The following is a 15499-nucleotide window of genomic DNA, read 5'->3' on the forward strand; positions in this document are numbered from 1 at the left end:
TTTCTAGTTTTTGGCCTCTGGGGTAGGAACGTCCTCATACTCTGCCTTAAGCGTCTGGTCAATAAGATTACGCCACCGTTTCAGATAGGCTCCTTGCCGTTTGGCCTCCGGGGAGGGATAGTGGTCGTAGACAACACGCATTTTCCCATTGGCCTCTGGAAAGAATGTCTCTCCATAAGACATTCTGTCTATGTAGAGAGTTGCTATTACTCCACGCAACAACCCCAATTTCTGAGGGTCTATCAGTTTCAAGTCCGGTACAGGCCCGTTCCAATGGTTGGCTTCGGCCTGGTGATAGATCGCCATCGCTTTCGGCCCTGCCGTCTCCTCTAACATCGCCTTAATCAGTTCCTGATCGCTTATGCGGGGAATGCCAGAGTGAGGGCTATCATCAACGTAGGCAATGCCATAAAAAGGATTATGCGAGTAGACCCATGCCTCTTTCAGCAACCACTCTATGCGTTTTTTAACCGGGTCTGCTATCCACGCTCTTCGAGCAGCCTCGTACTGCTCGTAACTGACATTCTGTGGTTCTGGCCGCATAATGTATTTGTACCACAGCAGCATTCCGAGTTTGAAGGCGGAGGTTGGGTCTTTTTTCGGGTCGAAATCGGTGGTTTCCAGCTTCTTTAGTTCGGCATCCCAGTATTTGGGGCTGCACTGCATGAGGCCTATCCAGGCATAGATCGAGTTGGGATGGGTTTGGAGGTAGCTTTGAAAGATTTTTGCGGCAGCATCGAAGGCGTGTTTCTCTTCGAGGATTTTGAAGGCTTTGCGCAAAGCCCTATCCTGCATCATGGGATAGAGACGCACGCAACCAAGACAGGCCACATCATCAAATATCCCACCAAAAAATTTGCCTGGCAGGCCGATTTTATTGCCGTTGGGCAGTATAATAGTGCCTGTCCAATCGGGCTTGTAGTGTTTGAGGAGTTCCGCTGTGCTGTTTGGTGTGTCGGTTTGGTGGAGTGTGGGCGCTTGGCCGCCCAACAGCCCCAGGGCGAGGAGCAGAGCTAGCACGATAAACAGCCCCCACTTTATCTGGCTTAGGTTTCCTCTTGCTTTCATGGTTTATCTCCTTAAAATCGTGGAGGCCTCGGCAGGCCTAAGGCCTGCCGAGGTGGTAGAAACAAGAATTATGGTTCAGTAATAGGCTGAATATGGATAGCCGGGGTGGGAGCAACGAGCGACTTAATCTCTCCTACCATATCCACTATTTGGGCGTACCAGGTTGCCTCTCCGGCATATCCATGCGCATCGTAGATGGGGCAGGTGCCACCCTCCTCATGCCAAATCGGACCGACCCATATCTGGACATAGACTTGGGGATCGATGTTGACATCTATCGTCGCTCCTTGGGTGATGTCCTCCTCCTGGCTGAAATTGAGATTGATGGCAGTTTGTAATGCCAGTTGCTCAAGCGGACCTAACTGAAAGTTGATCGAGCCGCCGTTTGTGACTTTTAATTCTGAAGAGAAGGTGAAACTCTGATGCTGTGTCTGTTTGGACTGCCGGTTGTCATATTGACCAGCACACTTCCAATCATGTTGAATATCATCAGGCTGCTCTTCAAGTGGTTTCCCAAGTATGATGTCCTGAGTGATCGGATGGCATACCGTCTTTTTGGGGTCTCGTATCCATTCGCTTCGATCTCCGTATTTGAAGTGGAAATTCACGTAGACGTTGCCGGTAGCGCTGGCCTGTTCGCCGTTGGAATCCGGCGTCGAATCCGTAAGGCGCACAAATGCATGAGTTGTTACCGTGCTCATCGAGTTGCTTTGAACGTCGTGCTCGAAATATTCAATGCCATTTTGCCCGATGGCATACTCACGGAAAAGTATAGGCTGTCCAGGTGGAAAGTCCCAGATGGTTTGCAAGTGATCCGGACTTACATTGAATAAACCATCCTGATTATCGTTAAACATAGTTTCCATCCATTCATACGTGCTATTGGCACCCCAGCCGCCCACAGGCGACGCCGTGTAACTGATCCAAACAGAGTTTTCCTTTGTGAGGCTGGCAGGAAACGGTGTCCAGTCCGGCTTCACGGTGTTTTGAACCAGCTTGAAGCTGTTGGGGCAGGGGTCGCCATCGTTTTCGGGCCGATCGAGCACCCGAGTCGGCACGTTGTTAATAAGCTCACGATGATAGGTGGCCCCTAAGCTGGTGCTTACATACACCCCGCGTGTGTCCGGCTGAACCCTTACGTAGAAGTTCAAGAACCCACCACACCCCACAGGGGTTACGTTGGGAGACCAGGAGGCTTGAATCTGCCCCGAAAGCGGGATTTCGAACTTGGCTATGCCCGAAGAACCGTCCAGATGCACCAGATGTTCTCCCTGCCGGTAGCCGCTGACGGCGGTATCGTTATCGTTTGTCACCAAATCGTCGCCCCATCCGTCGTTCACATCGCCTTGGCCATTTGGCCCTGCGCTATAATCCGCGTGACAATCCTCTAAAACCCATAGGTCTTTAGGGGCGTTCGGAAGTGGAAGCCCCGTCATAGGGTCTTCCCAAATAAACATTCCGTAGAGGATTCCTTTAGCCGAATATTGGGCGTTGAGATTAGGCCCTGTGCTGCCCGTGCTAAAGAAGTAGCTTCCGGAAGCCGAGAAGATATAGCCCATGCCAAGAGGGTCTATTCTATAGGGGAAGGAATAAGGCGGTGGCCAAGGGGCTTTATCCGTCACAGGGGTGGGATTGCTTGCCGGAATGATAGATGAGTCGATCTCACCTACGGGGAGATAGTAGGGGCCAACCCACGCTCCAAAAGGCGACCCAGGCGGGTACGGGCCAGGAGGTGGATATTGGGCTAGCGCATGAGGGGAGACGGTGAGGTAAACCAGGATGAACAAAGCTGCGATCACACCCTTAAACAAGGAGGGGACTACGGGGGGGCAGCATGACACCCTGCAACTGTGACTTCTTACCGTTTAGGCAATAGGCGTTCATGAGGATGTATCTCCTTTGTTTTACAGAATAGGTAGCTTCTACCGTAGAAGCTACAAACCTATTATAACATAGTGTCTTATTTGCGTCAACACTTTTTTTGCCTTCTTAAAGTTCGGCTTTTGAAAGAGGAAGGTGTAGCGAAGCAGAGTGTATGTAAAGCATCTAAGAATCTGGAGCAAGCAGACGAAGGCGGTGGATACGACGAGCTTTAATGCCGGGTACCTGCTGACCGAGCGCCTCGACCACCTCGTTGGGGCGCACGTTGCCCGTCTCCCCCATGCCCAGACGCATGATAAGAACAAACTGGTGGTTCTGAAAACTCTCCGGCTTAAGCTGAAGAGCATGAACGTAGGGCCTTATATCCACGGCGCGCGTCTTTCCCTCGCGCTCGCGTGCGATCGTTACCTGGGGTTGGGAGAGAAGATGGTCAATCGCTCGCTCTACCGCTTCGGCCGTTATCGGCTCAGAGACACTGCACACCACCTCATAATCGGCACGGTCTAGCTCGCCAAAAAGGTTGCGCTCCTGTTGCTCTTCCGAAACGGGAAAGCATCGAATAATCCGAATGCCGGGCGGAAGAACGGCATTAAGCCGCTCTTGCACCTCTTGCGGCGGAATAAGCTCGGTTAGCTCCAAGGCTACCCGCTCCTCGGCGCCGGTAACGCCCACGCCTAAGGCCGAGGCAAAAGAGAGCCGTTCCCGCGGGTTAAAACCACCGGAGAACGCAATGGGCAGGCCGGAACGCCGAATAGCCCTCTCGAACGTGCGCAGGATGTCGAGATGGCCTAGCCAGCGAACAGGCTCTTCTTTCGTAAAGAAGAGAATATAGCGCGGCATAAAGCGGACTTATGAAAAAGAGCGGAGGCAAAACGCTTCCGCCCTTCGTTACGAGATGCGAGCGATTGGTGCTAGCTCTTCTTTGTTTTCGATTCGTGGTCTTTCTTGTAGGCGGCCTCCGCCTTGGCAAGCTGCTCCTTCGGGCTGAGCTTTGCAAATGCACCAGGGCAGCCGCCACAGCAGAAGTGAACCCGATAGTGGCCCACAACCACCGGCTTGCCGGCCTGCATCTTCGGGTCTACCTTATCGCCCGTGATGGGGCAAGTCCACACATCCACAATGGCCGGCTTTTTGGGAGTGGGCTTTTTCGCCGGAGCCTTTTTGGCCGGCGGGGCTGCAACTGCCACGGAGACGCTAAGGGCAGCGAGCAGGGTTGAGAACAAGGCTGTCTTCTTCATAACGAACTCTTGACCTCCTTTGCCGGTTTTGCCCATAGGGCAAAAACCAACATGATGGATTAAGGATTTAGAATCTTCTTTCGCTTGCAGACAGAGGCAAGCGAAAATGCGTGCCACAACGATAGTTTACCGTAAAACCCTCTTGTAGCACAACCATTCAAATTACGGTTTGGCGGGTGCTTACGTTACAAGTTGACAATGCAGGGCTTTAGCCCGCCGCAATAGAGAGGTATCTGTAGGAGGTAGGCTTTGTGCCGACCCTACAAGCAGACCAGGTGAAGCGTCACCAGGCTCTACGGAGTGTAAGCTTGACAAGCGGACGCTCGAAACGTTATAATACAAACTTGGTAGAGGTAAGCCGAGATAGCTCAGTTGGTAGAGCAGCGGACTGAAAATCCGCGTGTCACAGGTTCGATCCCTGTTCTCGGCACTTTCCTCCTTACCATCTGGATTTTTCGCTTTGTATGATTAAGGGTTCGACTCGAAACGAGTCGAACCCGTATTTCTTGCATGGTAATTTCCGCTGCTTTTGGGGAATAACTCTTCCAGAACCGCAGATTGTTGAATTGTATTGTAGGAGAGACCTCTATGGCAAACCTCGCGATCGAGGTGCGATGCGCGCGTTTGGGAGAGCTTTTGGTTGAAACCGGCCTCATCAATACCCAACAGCTTCAAAAAGCCCTGCAGGTGCAGCAAGAGACCGGCAAGTTTCTCGGTGAAACCCTTGTTTCGCTTGGGTTCATCTCGCCAAACGATCTCGGCCCGTGTTTAAAAGCGATAACGGGCTTTCCGTTCATTCACCTCAGTGAGACCTATGTAGACCTGGGCGTTGCCCATGCCCTTTCGGATGCCGTGGCCAGACGCATGAAAGCGCTCCCTTTTCAGAAAAAGCAGGAGGGCATCTGTGTGGCACTGGCCGACCCTCTCGATGTTAGCGCTCTCGACGAGTTGCGGCGACGCTTTAATCAACGCATCATCCCCTACTTGGCACTCGAATCGGACCTCCTGGAGGCTATAGAGCGCGTCTATCGGCAACGCCCAAGGGCGGCCTCGGTACTGCAAGAGATGGATGGCCAGACGCCCGAGGCGGAGTTGAGCACAGACGAACTGCTCGGAATGGCTGAGGATGCCCCCATTGTGCGCTTGGTGAACGGGCTTATTCAAGATGCCATTGCGGGAGGGGTAAGCGATATCCATATCGAGCCGCAGGAGACCACGGTACGGGTGCGGTTTCGTCAGGACGGATTGCTTTATGACCAGATGACCTTGCCACGAGGGCACTACGCGGCCGTGATCTCGCGCATTAAAATCTTAGCCCATATGAACATCGCGGAGAGGCGGCGCCCACAAGATGGTAGATTCGTGATGCACGGAGAGAACGGCGAAGTGTATGACCTACGCATCAGCACCATTCCTGTTATCTACGGCGAGAAGGTGGTGATGCGCCTGCTAAAAAAGACCGGTATCCTCACCAGCCCCGACAAACTGGGGCTTTTGCCGGAACAGCGAGCCATTTTCGATAAGATGACGCGCCAGGCCTACGGCATTCTTCTGGTCACCGGCCCCACCGGTTCAGGAAAGACCACGACACTCTACTCGATTCTCAATCGCATTAACCAAACGGAGCGCAACATCAGCACCATCGAAGACCCGGTGGAGTACCATCTTAACGGCGTCAACCAGATGCAAGTGATGCCTCAAATCGGTATTACCTTTGCCAGTGGGCTGCGCGCTTTGATGCGCCAAGACCCCGATGTGATTATGGTGGGCGAGATACGGGATAAAGAGACAGCGGAGACGGCCATTCAGGCCGCTCTCACCGGCCATCTTGTGCTTTCAACCTTGCATACGAACGACGCACCCGGAGCCATTGTTCGGCTTCAGAACATGGGCATCGAGCCGTTTCTGATCAGTTCGGCGCTCATTGGCGTGATTGGGCAAAGGCTCGTGCGCACGGTTTGCCCGCATTGTCGAGAGCTGTTTCCCCCTCCGCCCGGCCTACTGGATTCTTTGGGAATTCGTTTGCCCAGCGGCTTTCGACCGGTGCTGGCGCGGGGTGCAGGTTGCCCACGTTGTGGAGGGCGCGGCATGAGAGGACGCACGGCCCTGTTCGAGCTAATGCCCATGAGTGAGACGTTGCGCCAAATGGCTCTTCAGCAGAGGCCCGGTAGCGACCTGCAACGGCAGGCAAAACTCGAAGGCATGATCACCATGCGGGAGGCCGGCTTACGGCGGGTTGTCGAGGGCATTACCACGCCGGACGAGCTAAGTCGCGTTCTGGCGGTAGAGCACGGAGAGGGAAACGAGAATGGATTTTAAGTGCTAGCAATATGTCGCAACTGCTCCCATCGTGCTAGAGGCACGGAGAGCGCGATCTTCACGATGACGGGATCGAATTGGGAGCCGCTGCATCGCTCTATCTCCTCAAGAGCGCTGGGGAGGGAACAGGCACTACGATAGGGCCGATTGCTCGTCATGGCATCGAGTGCATCGGCAATGGCAAAAATTCGGGAGCCGAGAGGAATCGCCTCACCGCGTAGTCCGTGAGGGTAGCCGCTGCCATCCCAAGCTTCGTGGTGATGGAGAACGATGCGGGCGGCACCGCGCAGACTTTCGATACGCGCACACATGTTGTAGCCAATGATGGAGTGCGTCTGCATTCTCAGACGCTCCTCGGAGGTCAGCTTCGTCGGCTTCAGCAGAATCTGATCTGGAATGCCGATCTTTCCGATGTCGTGCAGCAAAGCTCCACGCTCGATGTGGTACATCTCCGCTTTCGGGACGGCCATTCTTTCTGCGATCTCGATGGTATAGGCGGTAACGCGCAGAGAGTGCTCTTCTGTTTCGACGTCCCGCAATGCCAAAGCGGTGAGCATGGCATCAAGTACGGCTTCACCGGAGGCCTGTAACATCGTCCGATAGCGCTTGGTGCGGCGGCGGGCAAGCGCCTCTTGAGTGAGGTTGCGCTCGACGACCTCACCTAGCTCCTCGAGGGATTGCGATAAGAGGAACAGATCGTCCGCCCCGCTGCGGAGCGCTTGTTGGGCCAAGTGCAGATAGGCCGGTTCCATCAACAAAATAAAGGGAAGATGAGGCCACCGTTTTTTGCACTCGAGAATCAGTTCGTGTGATCGTGGTGGCGTTTCCTCTTTCCCTAGAAAGAGATCGAACGATTGGCCGGCCAGCAACTCAAACGCTCGGTGTGCTGTCGCCGCGCAGATCACCTGGTAGCCTTCGGCGGAGAGCTGCACGGCCAGAGCCTCGCGCAGTTGGTCGTTCGGCTCGAGAAGGAGAACGTTTACCTCAAGCCGATTGTGGGCCTCATCTATGCGTAAGGCGATGTCTTGATCGGCGGAAACATCGAAAGCCGGCGCTATAAGATACTGCTGAGCGTTCGAGCGGCGCATGGTCTCGGCCTCTATTCGCTTTGGGAGTCCTCGTCGGAATGGCTTTCGTTCTCAATGATAGCGCGTAGTGTATCGGAATGACGCCAGAGTCGTCCTCCGCCCGAACGTCTTGCCTTCTGAAGGGCAGCACAAGCTCTGGCGGTGAGGCTATCGGCATCGGGTGCATCCAGAGAGATGGAGGCCACACCCACACTAAAAGAGAGCCAAGGGCGGTCTTCTGCACCGGCCTGAGAGGTCATAATCTTTCGCAAGCGTTCTCCGAGAGCGGTTGCCTCCTCTTCATTCATTAGCGGGCAGACGAGTGCGAACACAGGTGTGTCGGTAATTGTTGGTAGGCTTAGGGTATAGACGAGGTCGTAGTCGCGCGTCTCCTGGCGAATGCAGCGAACAATGGCCTGCCCAATGAGGTTTTTGCCGGTTTCACCTAGAAACTCCATTGTTGGAGATGCATCCGGTGCGATGCAGACCAAAGAGAGCGGCTGATTTTTGCGCATCACCATCTCGATCATCGCATGAAGATAGACGTAACCGGCTTGTGTCGTTACCGCACCTGTAGTTTGGTCGGCGGGCAATAAAATATCGAGACGTTTTGGCGATGGGGTTGCTTCGTTTCCTAAATGCGCTTCTGGTATGGCCGTATGCGGCTCCTCCCACTCAATTTCCATCTTTCTGCGTGCTCCAATAAGCATTTTTTGAGTGCTCGCCTAGCTCCTTCTCCAAAGAACGAAAGTAGGGACATATAAGCAAGGAGCAATGGGTCGAACACTAGAGATTATCGGAGAAAGCGGCTGAATTCTTTCGAGGAGATGAGAAAAAACGGTAGGAGTATGGGGAGCGCAGAAAAACGGCGTGAAAATGGAGAAGGGCTGCGCCGAAGCAAGTCGCCATCCCTCAGAGAGGCCGTTTATAGCTCGGGTTCTGCGGAATCGGTAAGGGCGGGGGTGGGAAGGCGAGGCCGCTTCTCCGGCGGTAAGAGGCGTTCGAGGGTGTCGTCTACCGTGATAATGCCTAAAAGGCGCTCCTCTTCGTCCACAACCGGAACGGCGAGAAGGTTATAACGCCCGAGAATCTGAGCGACCTCATCGGCATGATCTTCCACATGCACGCGGATGACGTTCGGCTCCATGATCTCGGAGACGGGCGTTTCCGGCGGGGCGATGACGAGATCGCGCAGCGAGAGAACGCCTACAAGGCGGTTTTCCGCATCCACAACATAGATGTAGTAGATGGTTTCGGCTTTGGGGGCTAGTTCCCGAAGGTATTGAATGGTTTGTTCACAGGTGAGGTAGGAGTGTATGGCGACATACTCGGTGGTCATGAGGCCGCCGGCGGTATCATCGTCGTAGGCGAGCAACTCTTTAACATCGCGAGCCTCTTCCGGTTCCATCTGGTCTAGAAGCTCATCGCTGCGCGCTTCGGGCAGATCGCCAAGAACATCGGCAGCCTCATCCGGCTCCATCTCCTCAAGGATGTCGGTCGCCTTTTCATCGTCGAGCTGTTGCATAATCTGCACCTGCACCTCCGGCTCCGCCTCGGCGATGGCATCGGCGGCCGTTTCGGTATCGAGGCTCTCGATCACCTCGGCGCCTTGTTGCGGCGTCAGCTGCTCGACAATATCGGCGATGTCGGCGGGATGAAGGCGTGCGATCTTATCGTGAGAGACCTTTAGGCGGATCGTGCCCCCTTGTGCGCTTCGCTCTAGGGTCTGCACGTCGTCCCACGCGATAAGGTTGGAGCGCAGCGGGCGGCCGAGAAGTCGAAAGAGCGCTTCGATGGGCACGCTAATAACGCCTAGGCGCCTCAACAGAGCGCGAAAGCTCGCATCTACACCGACCACGCAGTACTCGGCCCCACAAACCGCCAATCGCACGTCGCTAACACGCACCACCCTTCGGTCGTGAATATCCACAATCTGCCGATCGAGCACATCTCGGCGTAAGAAAAGCACCTGCGACTCGTCGGGCTGATAGAGAGGGATGGCTTCTAGGGGGCGTCGGAGGGAGACGTCGCCGAGAATGCGACCGCTTCCCTGAGGCCCGGCAGGGTCTTCATTAAAGGTGATCTCCACGAAAGGAATGGACAGCTCATCGGACTTGCGTTTAATAAGAACGCCGCGCACCACCGGCAAACGGCCGCCAAGTTCGGCAACCAGGTCGCTCACTCTGCCGATGGGGGTTTTATCGGGAGCGAGTACGCGCTTTCCTAAAAGTTGAGTAAGGTATTTCATGGCAGTTAGGGTAGGCTAGGGAGTCTGGTGTGTTTTTATTGGGGAGGTGGTGAGAGAAACGGCTGCAGGAGGCAGGCCGGCTGCCGCTTGAATGCGCGCGATCTGCTCGGGAGTAACCGCCTCTTCAAAGGCGCGAAAGCCGGCCAGGCAAAAACCATGCTTCACAGCAAGTTTGGTGATCTCGTCCACTTGCTGTACGCTCACCTCTTTGCCAAGAGTGAAGCTTTCGTAGCGCCCCTCAAGCGCAAGCATCATGGTTTCGGACATACAGGCGTAGGCGGTATTTGGTGGAAAGCCAAAATTAAACTCTTCATGCGGCCGGTTGGGGTAGGGTAGGCGCATCTCACCGGGCACCTGCACAATTCCCCCTTCGATCACCAGCACATCGTGTCGTTCTTTGGCCACACGTACAGAGACATCGCGCGGGCGCGACACATCGCACACCACCGCGCCTCGTTTGAGATGTTCCGGTAAGATGATGGCATCTGTGGCGCTGGTAACAGTAATGATGACGTCGGCATCGCGCAGGCCTGTGGCCACATCGGTAAAAACGCGCAACTTCGCCTGCGATTGGGCCTTAAGGCGTTCGGCGAGCCGTTCAAGACGGGAGAGATCGCGCCCAACGAGGGCGACTTCCGGAGCTTCCCGGGCCAATATCTCGGCGCAAGTGGAGCCGATGGAGCCGGTGGCTCCCACAACGGCCACCACAGCATTATCTATGCGGTGCCCCATGAGACGAGCGCCCTCTTTAACGCCTTCAATGGCCGTGGCCACCGTGTAAGAGTTCCCTGTGGTGATGGCCAAATTGGGAAGCCGTTTGGCGAGACTTATGCCACCGTCGCCTACAACCGATGTGAAAGCCCCAAGCCCCATAATGCCGGCGCCTAGTTCAAGGGCGATACGGCCGCACTGTTCCAGCTTCTCCAGAACCTGTTCGTATGGGAGCGTGATCATTTGATGTGGCGTGAGGGGACAGCCGATAAACCAGCCCTCTAGCTCTTTTCCCGTTAGCGACCGTACGCCTTTTACCTCGCAGACCACCATGGGGTTTTGGCGGGTTAAGAACCATTCAATAAGGCGCACGGGCAGGAAGCGCGCGATGGGATATTTCCGCGCCACATCGCGGCGGGCATCAATCGGGTGAATAACAAAGGCGAAACGTTCCATAATCACATCGCTCGGGCGCAGGCCTCTGGTTGTGGGTTAAGCACCTGCACGTTCGGCTTCCAATCCAGCTCCTTCAGTTTCTGCAGATAGTCCTGCGGAGTTAGCTCTTCAGGACGTTTCTGTAGTAAAGTTACGAGCACGGCCTCCATAACGTTCGTGCCAAAGGAGCGCCCGTCGAACACCGGGGTGGTCGTGATCAACCGATGCACTCCTCTCTGTTTTAGTTCTTCTACGTCGGAGGGGGTTGTGGTGTTCGTGATAACGGTTTTGCCGGCAAGTTGTTGCGGCATATACTTGCTGATGTAGAGATAATCGCCTGCGATGATATCGGCCTCTTGAAAAAATCGAGGGAATTTGGGTGTATTCTGATGCTGTTTTTCGCCGGTAGGGTAGAACCACTGGAAGGGGCAGCGCACCACAATGGGAAGAATAAGGCGTGCAAGGCGTTGAAGGGTTGTCCAAGAGCGGATGGGAATGGGCAGTCCAAGGCCAAAAAGAATATCGCCAAACACGATGGAGCGGGCACGCTGTGCCAGCGCCTCTGCCATTCCAAAGCGGTCTACCGCGCTCATCAGCAGCACCGAGCTTTCGGAGAAATTCACCACCCTGTTTTCATCGAGCCAGGCGATGGTCTCTCGTTCAAGGGTATGTTTAAGGCCGCTTCCGTCCACGAAAGGCGTTTTTTTAGCGCCGGCCATCAGCGAGAGCGGCTCGCGAAACACGTAACGGCGATTGCCGGCATAGAGATAGATATCGCAGCCCCCCACGCCGAAGGCATCCACCGTGCCGTCTAGCTCCTGCACAAGGCGACGAAAACGTTGCTTATCGCCATCGGTACCGATGCGCTCGATGGAAAACTCTTCCCCAAAAAACCGAGCGATCACTTTTTTATCGCGTCGTGAGGAGCCTAGACTAATGCTGACCACGCGTTTCACAACGTTCTCCTTTTTGGAGTTAGGTTAGTAGGCACGAACACGGTTGTGCGCTCCAACGATGCTAAGGGCTATCCTCAGCCAGAGCATGAGGTTCAGCAAGGCCGCGAGGTGGCCGCCGGATAGGTAGAGCACCATGCCGATAAGCCCTAAGGCTGCTGCCAACCAGGCCAGCTTCTCTACCTGATCGCCGCGCTTATAGCGGGTAACGCGGCGTACCGTTTCTCCCACCAGCATGCCGTGAAAGAAAGCCAAGAAAATGGCCAAGAAGCCGAGATGGACGCTTATCAGCAGGCCTTCGGCTAGGAGAAGAAGCCATGCAGCCACATAGCTCACCGTTGTTCCGGCAACGAGCGCCAGGATGAACTCTTGGGGTTGCAGTTGGAGACGGGCGGCGCGACTCGGCTTTGCGCACTGTTTGCAGAGCATGCCGGCGGGGTACACCACAGAGCAGTGAGGACATATCGGCACGCCACAGCGTGCGCAGCGTAAGGAGGTTATCTCATGATGGCGGCAGTGACACCGCAGCGGCATTGCGGCATCGGGCACGCCTCAGTGCCCTCCTTTGGGTTTGTGGAAGCTGGCATCGGGCGTGTTGCCTTGGGTATCGTGGCCGAGGGAGGTGAGCTGATCGTTGAGACCGGTAACCATCTGGGCAACGGCCACACTAAGCTGCGCCGCCGTAAGCGGGGTACGGTCTGCTTTAAGCAGAGGCGAGTCGGGGCCGATCTCTCGGTGCTGCACCAGATAACGCAGCGAGGCGTAGGCCGGATTTGTAGGGGGCACGGCAATGGACACGTTCGTGGGAAGCACCTCCGATTTCGCCGTATCTTTGGCATTTGCCGGCGCGCGAGTGATGCCGTTGGCCACATAGTTTCCGATGCGGCAAAGCACCGAGGCCAGGATGTAGCGCGTCACAGGGCGGTTCTGCCATCGGCGTTCTTTTAGGGTCTGCACTACGCTTTCCGGCACCGGCTTGCTGGGGGCGGCGTGCCAGGTGTTGTCTTGAAGCGCTTTTGCCAAACGCGCAAGCGCGATGGCCGCATCTACCCGTGTGACCTTCTGTTCCCCGTGAAAGCGCCCGTCCGACTCAAGCGAAAGCAGATGGTTTTCCAGCGCTTGTTGCACATAGGCTGCGGCCCAATGGTTGGGGCGCACATCGGGCGGCAGGCAAAGCGCGGGGGTTGCACTGAGGAGAAACAAGAGAAGCCAAAATCTATTCATGAGATGCCCTCCCTTATGTCAGGCGCTGCGGCGGATGGCCGCCATATTTTCCAAAGCCCTTCCGGTTCCGATCACCACGCAGGTAAGAGGGTCTTCTGCAACGCGAACGGGTAGGCCGGTGACCGAGGAGATGAGCTGGTCGAGGCCGCGCAGCAGGGCGCCTCCTCCGGTAAGCATGATGCCGCGTTCGATGATGTCGGCAGAAAGCTCCGGTGGTGTTTTTTCCAGCACACGTTTCACCTTTTCCACGATGGCGCTAACCGGTTCGGCAAGGGCCTCCCGAATCTCTTCGGAGGTAACCTGAATCGTTTTCGGCAACCCGGCCACCAGGTCCCGACCTCGTACCTCCATGCTCAGCTCTTGTTGAAGTGGGTAGGCCGATCCGATCCGCATTTTGATCTCCTCTGCGGTACGCTCGCCGATCATGAGGTTGTAGACGTTACGAATGTAGCGCATGATCACTTCGTCCATGCGATTGCCGGCGATTCGCAGGCTTTCGCTGTGGACGATGCTTCCGAGAGAGATGACGGCCACATCGGTGGTTCCACCGCCGATGTCCACCACCATATTGCCGCCGGGGGAGGAGATGGGCAGGCCGGCGCCGATGGCAGCCGCCATAGGCTCTTCGATGGGGTAGGCTTCGCGGGCACCGGCCTCTTCTGCAGCCTGCAAAACCGCTCGCTTCTCCACGCTGGTTACTTGGGAGGGCACACAGATAAGCACGCGTGGGCGAAAGTTAAGCAGCCAGCGTTTTCCGAGCACGCGATCAAAAAGGTAGCGAAGCATGGCTTGGGTAATGGTGTAGTCGGCAATAACGCCATCGCTCATGGGGCGAATCGGCACGATATTGCCCGGCGTGCGCCCCAGCATCTCGCTGGCCTCGGCGCCCACCGCCAAGACCTTGCGGTTTTGGGCAGAGACCGCCACCACAGAAGGCTCTCGGAGCACAATGCCCTTCCCTTTCTGATAGACCAGGGTATTGGCGGTGCCCAGGTCAATTCCAAGCATAGGAAACAGATTAAACACTCTCGTAACTCCGCGCTTGTTCTTCGGGGACACGCGCGATGTCGGCGCCAAGCCCCCTTAGATTTTCTACAAGGTTCTCATAGCCCCTGTCAAGATGTTCGAGATCGGAGACCACGGTAACGCCCTGCGCCACAAGCCCGGCGATCACCAAGGCGGCACCTCCGCGAAGGTCGGTGCAGCTGACGGGAGCCCCGTTCAGTTGGGGAACCCCGGTAACGATGGCTGTTGGGCCTTCCACCCGAATGTCGGCGCCCATACGCTGCAACTCGGTGGTATAGCGGAAGCGACTTTCGTAGACCGTTTCGGTAATTACCGAAACCCCATCGGCGATGGTGAGCAGAGCGACGAAGGGTTGTTGCATGTCGGTAGGAAAGCCGGGATGGGGCATGGTCTTGATGTCGGTAGGATGGATTTTGCCCACGCGGCGTACGCGAATGCCCCCCTCGACGGGGGTGACTTCGGCACCGGCCTCCATCAGTTTATTTAGTACGGCGCGGCAGTGGTCTGGCACGGCATTACGAATATACACATCGCCGCCTGTGGCTGCCGCTGCGATGGCGTAGGTGCCTGCTTGAAGCCTATCGGGAATGATGGAGAACTCGGTAGGGTGGAGACTATCAACGCCATCAATGACGATGGTCGAGGTGCCCATTCCGCTGATTTTGGCGCCGCATGAGTTGAGAAACTCGGCGAGGTTCACCACCTCCGGCTCTTGAGCGCAGTTTTGGATGACGGTACGGCCCTGCGCACAGCAGGCAGCCATCATAAGGTGTTGGGTAGCACCGGCAGAGGGAAATTCAAGGTAGAGATTCGTGCCCACGAGGCGTCGGCACGTTCCCACATAGATGCCGTGTTCTAAGGTGAGGCGAGCCCCAAGCTGCTCCAACCCTTTAATATGGAAATTTACCGGCCTTGCCCCGATGTTGCAACCGCCGGGCATCGCCACTGCGGCCTCGTTGAACCTTGTGAGAAGCACCCCGAGCAGGTTGAAGGAGGCGCGCATTTGGCGCACCAGCTCATGCGGTGCTTGGGAGGTGGTGAGTTGGGTGGCATCTATTTCCAGCGTGTTGTCGGGTAAGAAATAGGCTTTGGCCCCAAGATGCCGAAGAATTTCGAGCATCTTATCTACATCCGTAATGCGAGGGACGTTTTTCAGGCGGGTTTTCCCCGGCACCAGCAACGCCGCAGGAATGATGGCCAGCGCGTCGTTTTTGCTTCCGCCAATGTGTACCTCACCTGAAAGGGGGGAACCGCCCCGAATAACTAGCTTTTCCACAGATAGGCAGCCTCTCTAATAAGTGCGTTTGTTGAAGCCCAAAAATTTAGGGA

General features: G+C 55.8%; 14 protein-coding genes and 1 tRNA gene. 2 read left to right on the forward strand and 13 right to left on the reverse strand.

What is annotated here, in order from left to right:
* Positions 1–3: 3 nt before the first annotated feature.
* The 4 genes from VKV18_RS05570 to VKV18_RS05585 form a co-directional block, all read right to left on the reverse strand.
* Positions 4–1068 (reverse strand): hypothetical protein, encoded by a 1065-nt coding sequence (locus VKV18_RS05570; protein ID WP_324203237.1) that lies wholly within the window; start codon positions 1066–1068, stop codon positions 4–6.
* A 68-nt stretch (positions 1069–1136) separates the two neighbouring features.
* On the reverse strand, positions 1137–2867 hold the full coding sequence (locus VKV18_RS05575; protein ID WP_324203238.1) for a hypothetical protein: 1731 nt from the start codon (positions 2865–2867) through the stop codon (positions 1137–1139).
* A 247-nt stretch (positions 2868–3114) separates the two neighbouring features.
* The gene (locus VKV18_RS05580) at positions 3115–3789 is read right to left on the reverse strand and encodes a TIGR03936 family radical SAM-associated protein (RefSeq protein ID WP_324203239.1); all 675 of its coding nucleotides are present in this window, start codon (positions 3787–3789) and stop codon (positions 3115–3117) included.
* A gap of 71 nt (positions 3790–3860) precedes the next feature.
* The gene (locus VKV18_RS05585) at positions 3861–4187 is read right to left on the reverse strand and encodes a hypothetical protein (protein WP_324203240.1); all 327 of its coding nucleotides are present in this window, start codon (positions 4185–4187) and stop codon (positions 3861–3863) included.
* A 357-nt stretch (positions 4188–4544) separates the two neighbouring features.
* Between VKV18_RS05585 and VKV18_RS05590 the strand changes: the two genes are divergently transcribed.
* Both VKV18_RS05590 and VKV18_RS05595 read left to right on the forward strand, forming a co-directional pair.
* Positions 4545–4617, forward strand: a tRNA-Phe gene (locus VKV18_RS05590).
* Between the two features lie 158 nt (positions 4618–4775).
* Positions 4776–6506, forward strand: a complete 1731-nt coding sequence (locus VKV18_RS05595; RefSeq protein ID WP_324203241.1) for a GspE/PulE family protein — start codon at positions 4776–4778, stop codon at positions 6504–6506.
* Here VKV18_RS05595 and VKV18_RS05600 read toward each other — a convergent pair.
* From VKV18_RS05600 to murA, 9 genes are all read right to left on the reverse strand, one after another.
* A complete protein-coding gene (locus VKV18_RS05600) occupies positions 6503–7594 on the reverse strand; it encodes an HD domain-containing phosphohydrolase (protein WP_324203242.1) in 1092 nt (363 codons plus the stop codon). The genes VKV18_RS05595 and VKV18_RS05600 overlap by 4 nt on opposite strands.
* A gap of 11 nt (positions 7595–7605) precedes the next feature.
* Entirely contained in the window at positions 7606–8259 is a 654-nt protein-coding gene (locus VKV18_RS05605) for a hypothetical protein (protein ID WP_324203243.1), read from the reverse strand.
* A gap of 239 nt (positions 8260–8498) precedes the next feature.
* The gene (locus tag VKV18_RS05610) at positions 8499–9821 is read right to left on the reverse strand and encodes a magnesium transporter (protein ID WP_324203244.1); all 1323 of its coding nucleotides are present in this window, start codon (positions 9819–9821) and stop codon (positions 8499–8501) included.
* 15 nt (positions 9822–9836) lie between these two features.
* Positions 9837–10988: a shikimate dehydrogenase gene (locus VKV18_RS05615; RefSeq protein ID WP_324203245.1), complete on the reverse strand. Its 1152-nt coding sequence runs from the start codon at positions 10986–10988 to the stop codon at positions 9837–9839.
* A 2-nt stretch (positions 10989–10990) separates the two neighbouring features.
* Positions 10991–11923 carry a quinate 5-dehydrogenase gene (locus VKV18_RS05620; RefSeq protein WP_324203246.1) on the reverse strand — a complete coding sequence of 311 codons (933 nt, stop codon included), beginning with the start codon at positions 11921–11923 and terminating at the stop codon, positions 10991–10993.
* 24 nt (positions 11924–11947) lie between these two features.
* Positions 11948–12469 (reverse strand): hypothetical protein, encoded by a 522-nt coding sequence (locus VKV18_RS05625; RefSeq protein ID WP_324203247.1) that lies wholly within the window; start codon positions 12467–12469, stop codon positions 11948–11950.
* Between the two features lie 3 nt (positions 12470–12472).
* Positions 12473–13144, reverse strand: a complete 672-nt coding sequence (locus VKV18_RS05630) for an S-layer homology domain-containing protein (RefSeq protein WP_324203248.1) — start codon at positions 13142–13144, stop codon at positions 12473–12475.
* Between the two features lie 18 nt (positions 13145–13162).
* Positions 13163–14152, reverse strand: coding sequence for a rod shape-determining protein (locus VKV18_RS05635; protein ID WP_324200034.1), 990 nt, complete (start codon positions 14150–14152; stop codon positions 13163–13165).
* Between the two features lie 10 nt (positions 14153–14162).
* Positions 14163–15446, reverse strand: a complete 1284-nt coding sequence (gene murA / locus VKV18_RS05640; protein ID WP_324203249.1) for a UDP-N-acetylglucosamine 1-carboxyvinyltransferase — start codon at positions 15444–15446, stop codon at positions 14163–14165.
* Positions 15447–15499 lie beyond the last annotated feature (53 nt).

Origin of the sequence: Chthonomonas sp., assembly GCF_035294505.1 — a bacterium.
GTDB lineage: Bacteria > Armatimonadota > Chthonomonadetes > Chthonomonadales > Chthonomonadaceae > Chthonomonas.